The organism is Mucilaginibacter sp., from assembly GCF_039925265.1.
Lineage (GTDB): Bacteria > Bacteroidota > Bacteroidia > Sphingobacteriales > Sphingobacteriaceae > Mucilaginibacter.
This window is the reverse complement of the sequence record NZ_JBDSZG010000007.1, coordinates 63,130-76,348: the sequence shown is the minus strand read 5'-3', so window position 1 is coordinate 76,348 and position 13,219 is coordinate 63,130. Positions and strand designations below refer to the sequence as shown.

Below are 13,219 nucleotides of genomic sequence, written 5' to 3'. Positions count from 1 at the left end.
ATCGATAAGATCATGAAAAAGATATTCTATAGCCTTTTGGCTTGTATAGTTGCGGTGTTGGTGATATCAGGCTGCAAAAAAGATAAAACATTAAACCACACAAACGTATCGGCGGTAAGTACACTTTTCGCGCCGGAGAATAACAAATTTGTAAAGATAGCTTCAGGTGCATCCGGCGCGGTATCCTTTGAGTGGGAGCAGGCACATGCCGAAGATAACGGCCTTGTTTTATACGAAGTTGCCTTTGATAAAGAGGGTGGCGATTTCTCGCACCCGCTTTATTCGGCACCATCTGATGGTAACGGTTTGTACAACAAGCTAAGTCTTACTTTTAGCGACCTGAACAAGATTGCCACCAGCGCCGGTGTAAAACCACAGGAATCGGGCAAGGTGATCTGGACGGTGATGTCGTCTAAAGGTATCAACGTGCAAAAATCTGCCCAGATCCGTACCGTGGAGATCCAGCGCCCTGCCGGGTTTACCGATATCCCAACGGAATTATACCTTACAGGTACCGCTACAGAAGGCGGCGACGACCTTACAAAAGCGATTAAGATGAAACTTACCGCTCCCGGTAAATTCGAAGCATTTACTTCGTTAAAAGCGGGTACCTACCACTTTGCAGATCGTAACACAGGTACGCCGTCAACCTATTCTTACGACGGTACCAAACTAACCGAAGCGGGCAACACCACTGTAGCCGGTGCTATCAAAGTGCAGCGCATAGAGGTTGACTTTAACGTAGCATCCTTTAAAACTACCGAGGTAGTATCGGTAGGTTTATGGTTTGCTGCCGATAACAAGATCTGGTTCGACCTGCCTTACAAAGCAGCGGGCGTATGGGAAATTGATGGTGCGTCTGTTGTATTCCACCAGGAATCGTGGGGTCGCGACGAGCGTTACAAGTTCCGCTTCACCTTTAAGGATGGCGCGGGAACAAGCAGCACCCAATATTACGGCAGTACCAATTCTGATAACAACAGGCCGGATGCAGGTACAGCGGCATCGTATTTTTACATGGTGCCGGTTAACAGTAATCAGTACGATAACTGCTTTAAATTTAACGGCACTGCCGATAATAAAACCGCCGATATTAAGGTGGATTTTAGCGGTGCAGCAGGTGCTTACACCCATTCGGTTAAGGTTAACTAATTAAAGGTATTGTGTCACCAGTCCCCGGTTGCTTTATGCAATTGGGGACTTAACATCAAACAAATGAAAAATATTACCCAACATATAAGCAAACTGGCGTTGGCGGCTATAGTGCCACTGATGCTTACGTCCTGCCTCAAGGATAAGCCTTTCCCGCTGTATGGCAACAAGGCGGCGGCGGTTATAAATTACACCTGGGCCGAAACGGCCGATTCATTGCAAACGGCTACTTATACCAATTACATATCGGCCAACGGTAACTATTTTAAGCAGGATAACGGCGGTAACACCAATTACAACTATTGGCCGCAGGCGCACACGCTGGATGCTTTTACAGATGCTTACCAGCGCACCAAGAACGATATCTATAAGCAAAGGATGAAATCGTTACTGAACGGTACGCGCATTACCAACGGTAACAAATACCAGAACGAGTATTATGACGATATGGAATGGCTGGCATTGGCAAGTCTGCGCGCCTACGAGGTAACCAACGATAACGATTACCTGGATGCCGCTAACATATTGTGGACAGATATAAAAACCGGCGTGAACACCAACCAGGGTGGTGGCATAGCCTGGCGCAAGAGTCAGTTGGACTACAAGAACACCCCGGCCAATGCGCCGGCAATTATCTTCGCCTGCCGACTGTACCGCTTAAAAAACAACGCAGCCGATCTGGCTTTAGCTAAGGAGCTGTATACCTGGATGAAGGCAACCCTGGTAGACCCTGCAACGGGCATTATTTGGGATGGCATCAACGGCAACCACGATGGGCAGATCAGCAAAAACGAGTTTACCTATAACCAGGGTGTTTACATAGGCGCGGCTTTGGAATTATTCAACGTGACCAAAGACGCCAGCTATTTAGCCGATGCAACCCGTAATGCGAGCGCGACCATTGTTGATACCGATATCTCGCCGGGTGGCTTGCTGCGTTCGGAAGGGCAGGGTGATGGCGGATTATTTAAAGGTATTTTGGTACGATACCTTACCCTGTTAACGCAAAGCCCGGATATTACCCCGGCAAATAAAGATGCTTACGTAAAGTTTTTAAAATACAACGCGCAAACGCTATTTACAAAAGGTATCAAGCGCCCCGTTATGGCGGTTAGTCCCGACTGGAAATCGGCACCCCCTGCAACGGTAGACCTTACCACGCAAATTAGCGGGCTTACCATGATAGAGGCTGCGGCGAAGCTAAAGGCTGCGGGATTGTTTTAAAATATAACAAACCGCTGCCGTGAGTTTTCAACTCGTGGCGTGCATGGCCGAAGCTTTCAGCTGACGTAAGCTGGAAGCTTCGGCCATGCCAACCACGAGATACGCTATCGCTAATCACACGGTAGCAAAAAAGAACCCTCTCCTTTGGAGAGGGCAGGGTGAGGCTTCTAAAAAAGCGACTTTATTTTAAACATGGAGATTCTTCCGGGATTTGATTAATTTTCCCGGAAGTTTTTTACCCTGATAATTACTGATACATATCTATTCTATGAAAAGAAGGCAATTTATAGGCAGCACAGCCATGCTAAGTGCAGGTGTTTTAATGAGTAAGCTCTCGCTTGCCGCAGAGGCGTACCCCGTAGTAAGGGTGCCCGCATCGCAACGCAAATTTACCAGCAAAGCGGTAGAGGCAGCGATAAAGGAGTTTAAAGCAAAAGTGAAGAACCCCGAGCTGGGCTGGCTGTTTGAGAACTGTTTCCCCAACACGCTGGATACAACGGTAACTTATAAAACCGAAAACGGCAGGCCGGATACCTATGTGATAACCGGCGATATTGATGCCATGTGGCTGCGTGACAGCAGCGCCCAGGTTTGGCCTTACATTTCTTTTATTAATAAAGATGCGGAACTGAAAAACCTGGTGGCCGGTGTAATTAACCGCCAAACAAGGTGCATCAATTTCGACCCGTATGCAAATGCTTTTTACGATGATACCACCAAAGAAAGCGAGTGGAAGGATGATGTAACCAAAATGAAACCGGGGCTGCACGAACGCAAATGGGAGATCGATTCGTTATGTTACCCCATCCGCCTTGCCTATAAATACTGGAAACTAACCGGTGATACCTCACCCTTTGATGCCAACTGGAAAAAGGCAATTCAAAACGTTTTAAAAACCTTTAAAGAACAGCAGCGCAAGCACAGCGACGGGCCATATTCTTTCCAGCGTAAAACATCATGGGCAACAGATGGCGTGCCGATGAATGGTTTTGGCTACCCCGTAAAACCCGTAGGTTTGATCTGCTCATCCTTCCGCCCCAGCGACGACGCTACAGTTTACTCGTACCTTATCCCCTCCAACTTTTTTGCGGTGGTAAGCCTGAAGCAAGCTTCGGAAATGGTGAAGGTGATATCAAAAGATACCGTGTTATCGGCAGAACTTCTTGCCCTGGGCAACGAGGTAAATGCCGCGCTAAAAAAACACGCGGTAATAAACACGCCGCAATACGGCAAAGTGTATGCCTACGAGGTAAACGGTTTCCGCAGCTTTAATTTGATGGACGATGCCAACGTGCCAAGCCTGCTGGCCATGCCATATCTGGATGCCATTAAAAATACCGACCCGATTTACATCAATACCCGCAAAATGCTGTGGTCGCTCAATAACCCCTTCTTTTTTAAAGGGACGGCGGGCGAAGGCATTGGCGGCCCGCACGCGGGCAAAGATATGATATGGCCGATAAGCATTACCGTGCTGGCTTTAACCAGTAACAGCGATGCCGAAATAAAAGCAGCGATTGAGCAATTGCGCAAAACGCACGGCGGTACCGGCTTTATGCACGAATCGTTTAACAAGAATGACGCGAAGAATTTCACACGTAAATGGTTTGCCTGGGCCAATACCTTGTTTGGTGAATTACTCTGGGAAACCTACACGACCAAGCCCCGGCTACTGGCTTAATAATTAGTAACATACCCATGAACAGAATATCATTTTTAATGATACTTGGCTGTGCCTTGGCCTTTTGCGCTGGCTATGTTGGAGACCTACGCGAGGCTGGCAAATTTGAGATGAAAATAAACAGATTTAAGAATTTATAATTGGTTGGTTAATGGCGCTTTTGTGATTGGGAGCGTCCACGCTCAGGGGTGGTTCCCGGGGCGTTTTTTGTTTTTAGAATTTCATATACTCCGTAAAAACCTCCTGCAAAAAGGCTTTGCCTAACAGCAGCGTTTCATCGGTCTTAGCTTTTGGAGCTTTGGGGTTTTTAATAAAGCTGACCCGTTCACCTGCATTGTCATACGATACCGCCTGGTTGGGCAATATAAAGCCCATACCGTTATCCCAATCGAAGAAGGCAAAATCCTTTGTATACGGGTTCAGCAGGTTTTTAGACCATTTAAACTCCTTATGCGGCAGTTCTAACTGTGCCAGCAGGGTGGTGATCATATCGGTTTGATTACCCAGTTTGCTGATTTTTTTACCGCGGTATTCGGGTTTTATTGCGTCCCCAAAAAACAGCAGCGGGATATGGTATTTTGTTGGATTATAGGGTTCTGCGTTATTTAGCGGCAGGCGGTGGCCATGATCCGCCACTAAAATAAACAGGGTGTTTTTGTACCAGGGTTGCTTTTTAGCCTCATCAAAATACTCCTTCAGGCTGGCATCAGTATAGTAGGCCGTACTGCGGAATTTGTTGGGCAGGTCCTCCCCCGGGAAATGGGCTTTCACCGGCACCTCAAAAGGCTCATGGTTGCTCAGCGTTTGGATATAGCTAAAAAATGGCTCTTGTTGCTGGTTAAGATATTTAATATTGCGCTTCAGTACAATATCATCATGCGCGCCCCATTTCGAGTTCATTTCGCTGGCGGCAAAATTTCCTTTGTCAATAATATCGCTGATGCGGTGGCTCAGTAAATAGGCCTTAAAGTTCATAAAATCGCTTTCACCGCCATAAAAATAGGAAGTATGGTACCTTTTCTCCGCCAGTACATCGCTTACCGCCGGCAGGCGCTCCTGTTTAGAGTTATCGATCACCATGGTACGCGAAGCCTGTGAGGGGAAAGCACTTAATATAGCTACGATGCCCTTATCAGTACGGTCGCTGGCAGCATAAATGCTATCGAATAGAACCCCGTTTTTGATGAAATCTTCAAAGTTCGGGGCGTCTCCCTTTTCGCCGCCGAGCGATTCAATTACATCGGCTGTAAAGCTTTCTAACTGGATGATGACAATATTGGGGCGGGTGGTATTGAGGATGCTGATGGTGGTGTCTTTTTCTACCGAGTACATGCTATCCACCAGGGCGTTAGCACGGGCGGCAGGCATAAACAGGTAAGGATTACTTTGGGTTTTAACGCTTTCGAATGTGTTTTGCAGCAGGTTCCATTCGGTATTCAGCGCGCCCTGGTTAAGGATGGGTTTGTCTGAAAAGTAAACCGAACTTTGGCTGATGGGCACTAATTGCACCCCGCTGCGCACAATAACAAAGTTGATCCCAAACAGCAACAGGAAAATAAAGGGTTTGGCTATACTTGGCACCTTTGGTTTCCTGAAATTATAATCAATAATAAAATGCGACAAAACAATACCCACAATAAACAATACCGCGCCTATGGATAAGCTGATGCCGATAGGCGAGGAGCCCGTAGAGGCCATCGCTTCCGAAGGGGAAGTATATACGTTGGCAAATACCCTGAAATTTACCTTGGTACCCCACTCGCGGAAAATATTGAAATTGAGGATAGTGATGAAGCAGATGAGGAAGAGCATAAAGTACACGTAGCCCCGCAGCCAAATGGGTTTGATGTGGTATTTGGTAAACCAGTTCACGCCAAAAACAAGCAGGGGGATCAATGCAATATACCCTGCGGCAGACGCATCCATGCGGGAGCCGTACCAAAAGGTTTGTAAAATTTGGTATGGGGTGCTGCCCGTAAATTTTTCATGAAAATAAAGCTCGAACACCGCACGCGTGATGATGGCAAATACGATCCAAAAGAGGAGGAAGCGGCAAAAACTAAAAATGCTTTTTAACATCGGGCCTCAAAAATAAGTATTTAAAGCGGATGTTAAAAAGCGGTTAAGTTAAGTCCTAACTTCGTCGTGGCGATTATGACTTTGCAATGCTCTTCAACGCAGCACACATTGTCGCTATTTCTTCCTCGGTATTATAGTAATGCACCGATGCCCGCACAATGTTTGCCAGTTTATTCTTATTCATATAGATAAGCGTGGATATGGCTTTGGCCAGCGATACATTAATGCCCTGCTCCGCCAGTTTGCTTTTTACGAGGGCGCTCTCTATGCCTTCAACAGAAAAAGTTACAATCCCGCATTGCTCCGCGCCAAAATCGTGTACGGTTACACCTTCAATGTTACTAAGCTGTGCGCGCATCGTATTCGCCAAGTACTGTACCCGCTGCCATATCCTGTCGACACCGATATTTAAGGCGTATTCAATGGCTTTGCCCAGGCCAAGAGTTAAAGCGCGGTTCTTTTCGTAAAGTTCAAAACGGCGGGCATCGTTGCGGATCTTAAAATCGGTTTCGCTCACCCATTCGGCGGCAAAGCTATCCATCAGTATCAGCCTCAGTTTATTCTGCACTTCTTTTCGCACAAACAAAAAGCCTGTTCCACGAGGTGCACGCAGGTATTTACGCCCGGTTACCGATAGCATATCGCAGCCAATTTCCTTTACATCGATAGGCACCTGCCCTGCACTCTGGCAGGCATCTACCAGGTATAAAATATCGTGCTTGCGGGCTATCTTACCGATCGCCACTATCGGGATCATGCCGCCCGCAGTAGAAGGGATCTGCGTAATAGCTATCAGTTTTGTTTGTGCCGAGATCAGTTCCTCCAAAGCCTGCAGCGAAAAATTCCCCTGCTCATCGTTCGGCACCACTTTAAATACAACGCCGTGGTTTTTCCTGGCGTTCATAAAACCCATCAGGTTGGTTACATACTCCATTTCGGAGGTGATGATCTCGTCGCCGGGTTTAAAATCTATACCGTTAAATACCAGTCCCCAACCTACACTGGCACTTTCTACAATAGCAACCTCGTCCCGGTGTGCATTAATAAGCCGGGCGATGAGGTCATAAGTATTATTCAAAGTCGCCTGGTATTTGGCTTCGGTTTCGTAGCCCCCGTATTGGGCTTCTTCTTTCAGGTAATTGATCACAGTATCCGGCACCACATCGGGCGGTAATGACGCGCCGGCATTGTTAAAGTGGATAAGCGCGGCAGCGCCTTTAGTTTCTGCGCGGTATTGTTGTACTTCCTGTTTGTTTATGGGTGTAATTTTCATGGACATTAATTAAGATACAAAGTAAAGTGATGCAGGTTTGGTAAAACAGATGCAGATTTGTTAATTTTGAGCATAACAGATTCTAATGGAAATGATTATTGCTACCCCGGATGACGACTTTTTGTACGAGAAGATTGCCGCCCGTTTTGAGAATCAAGTAAAAAAAGGCTTGCTAAAACCGGGCGACAAGCTTTTGTCTGTCCGTGCGCTAAGCCGCGAGCAGGGTATCAGCATCAGCACGGCCTATAAGGCTTATGTGGAGCTGGAAAACATGGGCATGATAGAGGCGCGCCCAAAATCGGGCTACTATGTAAAATTCTCATCAGCAAGGTTCAGCAACTCCCCGGATATTAAACCCCCGCTGAAAAATACCGGACAGGTGAGCGTTACCGAAATGATAGCCATGGTGTACCAGAATATGCCCGGGGAAAGTGTTTTAAAATTATCGCGGGCGGCACCGCCATTAAACCTTATCCCGCTGGCAAAGCTAAACCGGTCCATGATCGAGGCCATCCGCAAAAGCCCAAGCGGAAACAGCAATTACGAAACCCTGCAGGGCAATATCGCTTTGCGCAAACAAATTGCAAAAAACGCTTTTAACTGGGGCGGTAATATTACCGAAGAGGATGTTGTTACCACGCAAGGCTGTATGGAAGCACTCATATTTTGCCTGCGGGCGGTTACCAAACCCGGCGATACCGTGGCCATTGAAAGCCCTACCTATTTCGGTATTTTTAATGTGATGCTCAGCCTCGACCTGAAAGTGCTGGAGATACCCGTGGCCCCCGAAACCGGGTTGGATATTGAATACCTGGAGCAGGCCATGAAAAACGTGGAAATAAAGGCCTGCCTGTTTGTAACCAATTTTAGCAACCCGGTAGGCAGTTGTATGCCCGATGAACGTAAGCAACAATTGGTTACGCTGCTCACAAAAAAGCAGATCCCCCTGATTGAGGATGATATTTACGGCGAGATCTATTTTGGTAAAACCCGCCCGCATACCTGCAAAAGTTTTGATACCGAAGGGTGGGTGATGTTGTGCTCATCGGTATCTAAATCGCTGGCGCCGGGTTACCGGGTCGGCTGGTGTATCCCGGGCAGGTTTAAAGAGCAGGTTGTTAATATTAAAATGATGCACACTATCAGCTCGGCCACGCCCACCCAGGCGGCTATCGCTTTGTTTTTTGAGGCCGGCCGCTACGATCTGCATATGCGCAACCTGCGCCGGGCCTTACACACGCAATGCCTGCGCTACATGCAGGGCATAGCCGAACATTTTCCGGCGGATACTAAAATAAGCAGGCCGCAGGGAGGCTATGCTTTGTGGATAGAACTTGATAAAGGCATCAATGCGTTTGAATTGTACCAGGCCGCTATGAGGCACAACATCAGCATTGCGCCGGGGCAGATCTTTAGCACCGATGCCCGTTTCTCAAACTTCATCCGTATCAGTTTCGGGATGCCTTATGATGAGGTAGTGGACAACAGTTTTAAGGTTTTGGGGCGACTTGTAGCTGAGAGAACAGGTTAGCGCCGTTGTGGTATGGCCGTGTGAGTTGGGTTCATAAATCTGTCATTAAATCTTATCGTCTCTCTTTAATCGACACAAAAGCCGGATTTATCGATACCAAGCCAGCGGGGTGACTGCAATCGCTTTTATTTACGCCAAATAATAAAAGCCACTACCCCCGCAATGAAAAAACTATCTACCCTTTGCAATTTCCTTATCGTAATACTAATTGCCGCACTGAGTGCGTGCAGTAAAAGCAGTGATACAGCCGTTACCCCGCCCGAACTGGTTACGGCTCCCGTTATTGTGGACGCTGCCGGTACTACGGCTTTAACCGGCGGATTTATCACAAGCGGCAGCGCAACCGCCTACGGTGTTTGCTACAGCACCAGCCACCCTCAGCCTACCCTTAGCGACCTCAATACTTCCGAAACGGTAGCTTATTCCTCATTCAGCAGCAATATTACGGCGCTTACACCCAATACCACCTATTATTTAAGAGCATATGCTACCTACGCGGGTGCTACGGCATACGGCAATGTAATACAATTTAGCACCGGGGCAGATCTGTCTGGCACATCCGGAACGGTAAGCACTTTTGCCGGCGAGGTGGCGGGCGGCTTTCTGGATGGTAGTGGGGCCGCGGCATTATTTGGCAACCCAATGGGGATTGCCACCGACGCGGCAGGTAATATTTATGTAGCCGATTCTTTTAATTCCGCTATCCGCAAAATAGGCACCGATGGTAAAGTTACCACCATAGCAGGTAACGGCAATTTAGGTTTGGTGAATGGTACCGCCGAAGTTGCGCAATTCTATTCGCCATCTGCCTTAGCGGTAGATGCCACGGGGAACGTTTATGTAGCCGATCGCGGTAACAACGCTATCAGGAAAATAACCCCGGCAGGGGTTGTGACTACCTTTGCCGGTAACGGCGAGGCCGGTTATACCGATGGTACAGGCTCCGCCGCGTATTTTAATACCCCGACAGGCATTGCGGTTGATGCAGCAGGCAATGTGTACGTCGCTGATAATGGCAACAACATCATCCGTAAAATAACCCCTGCAGGCGTGGTAACTACCATTGCGGGGAGCCGTACGGTGGGTTATGCCAACGGCGTGGGTATTTTGGCTAATTTCAACAAGCCAACCGGCATAGCGCTGGATGCCACGGGCAATATATATGTTACCGAACCACTTAACCACGCCATCAGGAAGATAAACGCGGATATGCTGGTAACCACTTTTACGGGTAGCCCTACCGGTGGTACTGTGGCATCCGCATGGCTGGGCGACCCAAATGCGTTGACCATTGATGTGAGCGGAAACTTTTGGATAAGCGATGCCAACGGGCGGATATTAAAAATAGATACCAGCAATAAAATGACGGTTGTGGCCGGCACATCGGGCACAACAGGTGCCACCAATGGCGCGGGTACTGCCGCTTTGTTTAACAACCCAACCGGCATAGCCGCAGGCACGGGCGGCAATATTTACGTAGCCGATTTTGGCAATAACCTTATTCGCCAGGTAAACTAAGTAGCCTGAAGAGCTCTAAGCGGCCTGAATGATAAGTTACCCCGTACAAAGGCAGGCCACTTATTTTTTAAATACGGTTGCTGCCTTTTATCATCTGTTTTAATAGCTATATTGGGACTTTAATTCACCCCGGTTAGGTGGCTTTTTGATAGTGCGCTATAACCGCTAAGCCATGAAAAGAAAAACGATACAAGCAGAACGATTAAATACCATTTGTTGGTTGAGTGATGATTTGGTTGACTGGATATCCGGACGTGTTTTTTACCTGGCAACCGGGGAAATTAAAAGCCTTGGGCGGTACTATCCTTTTGGCGCTGATGCCGCAATTAGTTCTTCAGATAACCAGTACACGTTTGTATATCAGCGGTTAGGAACTAAGGGCTTATTATTGAAGAACGGCGAATTAGTGAGAGAGATAAATCGCTCTTATTATTTTGCGGAGTCTTACGAATACCCGGCGGTATTTTTAACTTTTAACGGAGTAACCTACCTGGCACATTGCCCCAAAGAATATTGCCGAATAGATTTTGAAAATGCAGAAACAGGTGAACTCATTACCGATGTGCCGGGCAGAGAACCTGCAGATACATTCCATTCCCGATTGGAAAGTAGCCCCGACGGGCGCTATTTAATGACTAAAGGATGGGTTTGGCATCCGGTGGATATTGCTGAGGTTTTTAACGTAGCTGACTGTTTGCGCAACCCCTTACTATTAGACAAACCAATGTTAAGCCCAGATGTGTCTGTTGAAATAAATTCCGCGAGCTTTATAAACGATTCCCTGGTTGTTATTGGCTCTTCCGATGAATCTTTCGACGATGATCGGACAGATTTTCCTACAAAACATATAGGGATCTGGAATCTCAGCACCGACAGAATTACCTCAAAATCTAAAGTTAATGGAGAGTTCGGTAATCTCTTTGCTATTAATGAACGCTACACATGGGACTTATTCAAGTATCCAAAAGTCATTGACATTACAACCGGCGAAATTGTAGACAAAGATGATTCTGTATTTTCAGGTGAGCAAAATTCCAGCATCATAAATGAGGGCCTTCCCAAGATAGCTTATAACCGCGAAAACAAACAGATAGCTATCGCGCATAATAATACTTTAGAAATCCTCTCCACAGATTTCCGTTAAAGTAAGGTGAGCAAACCTTTATATCCTACCTTTGTACTACATATTCACCTGCCAACCAAGCATATGGCTACTGTTGCGTTAAAAAGTACCGAAGGTAAATGGATAATGGCTTCCACCATATTGGCCTCGGCAATGGCCTTTATTGATGGTACGGCCCTCAATGTAGTGTTGCCGGCCCTGCAGCAAAGCCTTAATGCCAGCGGTGCTGATCTTTTCTGGATCCTGAACGCCTACCTGCTGATATTGGCCGCCCTCATCCTCATTGGCGGCTCATTAGGCGACAGGCTGGGCCGTAAAAAGATCTTTATGATAGGCATTGCCATCTTCATAGTGGGCTCTGCCGCCTGCGGACTGGCCCCGGGTGTAACTTTTCTCATCATCTTCCGCATTATACAGGGCGTTGGCGGCGCGCTGATGATACCGGGGAGTTTATCGCTCATCTCCTCATCCATCAACCCAAAGGAACGAGGTAAGGCTATTGGTACGTGGTCGGCAGTTACTACAGTGGTAACCATGGGCGGTCCCATTTTGGGGGGTGCTTTGGCCGATGCCGGTTTGTGGCGGTATATATTCTTTATCAATATCCCCATAGGCGTGGCCGCGCTCATCTTCCTCGCCCTAAAAGTTAAGGAAAGCAGGGATGAGGACAACAATCAACCGCTCGATTTCCCCGGCGCTATCACTATAGCATTGGGTTTGGCTGCGCTTACGTTCGGTTTCCTACGCATCCCAGCCACCGGGTTCAACTGGCAGGTAGATGCCGCCTTAGGTATAGGCGTAGCAATGCTTGTGGCTTTTATCATCATCGAAAAAAAGAGCAAACACCCCATGATGCCGTTGCAGTTGTTTAGCAACCTAACCTTTAGCGGGGCCAATTTGCTGTCATTTTTCCTGTACGCCGGGCTGGGGGCGGGTATGTTATTTTTGTCGCTGAATTTGGTGCAGGTACAAGGCTACAGCCAATTACAATCGGGTCTTACCTTTTTGCCTTTTACCATCATGATGATCACCATCGCCCGCTTTGCCGGTGCGCTGGCAGATAAGCATGGCCCTCGGTTATTGCTCATTGTTGGCCCGGCTATGGCGGGCGCAGGCTTGCTCATCCTCTCTTTTGTAAAGCAAACCAATGGCCCCGGCGATTATTGGACGAGCTTTCTCCCCGGCGTTATCGTCTTCGGGCTGGGTATGTCGTTCACAGTGGCACCGCTTACCGCTTCGGTAATGGGTTCGGTAGATGATCACTTTTCGGGCACTGCATCCGGGGTGAACAACGCCATCACCCGCATTGCCAATGTTTTTGCTAACGCGATATTTGGGGCGCTGGCCGTGCTATTCTTTACGGGTGCATTGCAAAACGAAATAAACGGCATCCCGTTAAAGGCAAAAGAAAAGCAGGAGATAATAGCCGCAGGCAAAAACCTGGGCAATGCCGAAGTGCCTGAAAGTGTATCGGCCAATGATAAAAAGCGCGTTGAGCAGGCGTACCACCAGGGTTTCATCAGCGCCTACGCCAAAATTATGCGGATCTCTGCCGGCCTTGGTTTTATGGGCGCGCTGATGTCAGTAATATTCATCAGGAATAAAGCGGTGAAGAAAAGGAAAGCGGCGTAGGGTTCT

General features: G+C 47.7%; 9 protein-coding genes. 7 read left to right on the top strand and 2 right to left on the bottom strand.

Annotated elements, in window-relative coordinates; translation table 11 throughout:
- Positions 1–12: 12 nt before the first annotated feature.
- From ABIX36_RS01610 to ABIX36_RS01600, 3 genes are all read left to right on the top strand, one after another.
- On the top strand, positions 13–1,152 hold the full coding sequence (locus ABIX36_RS01610; protein WP_348080410.1) for a SusE domain-containing protein: 1,140 nt from the start codon (positions 13–15) through the stop codon (positions 1,150–1,152).
- 63 nt (positions 1,153–1,215) lie between these two features.
- A complete protein-coding gene (locus ABIX36_RS01605; RefSeq protein ID WP_348080409.1) occupies positions 1,216–2,376 on the top strand; it encodes a glycoside hydrolase family 76 protein in 1,161 nt (386 codons plus the stop codon).
- Between the two features lie 268 nt (positions 2,377–2,644).
- Positions 2,645–4,057 (top strand): glycoside hydrolase family 125 protein, encoded by a 1,413-nt coding sequence (locus ABIX36_RS01600; RefSeq protein ID WP_348080408.1) that lies wholly within the window; start codon positions 2,645–2,647, stop codon positions 4,055–4,057.
- 213 nt (positions 4,058–4,270) lie between these two features.
- Here the strand turns inward: ABIX36_RS01600 and ABIX36_RS01595 are convergent, their stop codons facing one another.
- Positions 4,271–6,136, bottom strand: a complete 1,866-nt coding sequence (locus ABIX36_RS01595; RefSeq protein ID WP_348080407.1) for a sulfatase-like hydrolase/transferase — start codon at positions 6,134–6,136, stop codon at positions 4,271–4,273.
- A 73-nt stretch (positions 6,137–6,209) separates the two neighbouring features.
- Entirely contained in the window at positions 6,210–7,409 is a 1,200-nt protein-coding gene (locus ABIX36_RS01590) for an aminotransferase class V-fold PLP-dependent enzyme (RefSeq protein ID WP_348080406.1), read from the bottom strand.
- 85 nt (positions 7,410–7,494) lie between these two features.
- Between ABIX36_RS01590 and ABIX36_RS01585 the strand changes: the two genes are divergently transcribed.
- The 4 genes from ABIX36_RS01585 to ABIX36_RS01570 all read left to right on the top strand — a co-directional run bounded on the left by ABIX36_RS01585 (position 7,495) and on the right by ABIX36_RS01570 (position 13,213).
- On the top strand, positions 7,495–8,940 hold the full coding sequence (locus tag ABIX36_RS01585; protein WP_348080405.1) for a PLP-dependent aminotransferase family protein: 1,446 nt from the start codon (positions 7,495–7,497) through the stop codon (positions 8,938–8,940).
- Between the two features lie 162 nt (positions 8,941–9,102).
- Positions 9,103–10,458 carry an NHL repeat-containing protein gene (locus ABIX36_RS01580; RefSeq protein WP_348080404.1) on the top strand — a complete coding sequence of 452 codons (1,356 nt, stop codon included), beginning with the start codon at positions 9,103–9,105 and terminating at the stop codon, positions 10,456–10,458.
- 172 nt (positions 10,459–10,630) lie between these two features.
- Positions 10,631–11,602, top strand: coding sequence for a hypothetical protein (locus ABIX36_RS01575; RefSeq protein WP_348080403.1), 972 nt, complete (start codon positions 10,631–10,633; stop codon positions 11,600–11,602).
- Positions 11,603–11,608: 6 nt separating this feature from the next.
- A complete protein-coding gene (locus ABIX36_RS01570; RefSeq protein WP_348080402.1) occupies positions 11,609–13,213 on the top strand; it encodes an MFS transporter in 1,605 nt (534 codons plus the stop codon).
- Positions 13,214–13,219: the final 6 nt, after the last annotated feature.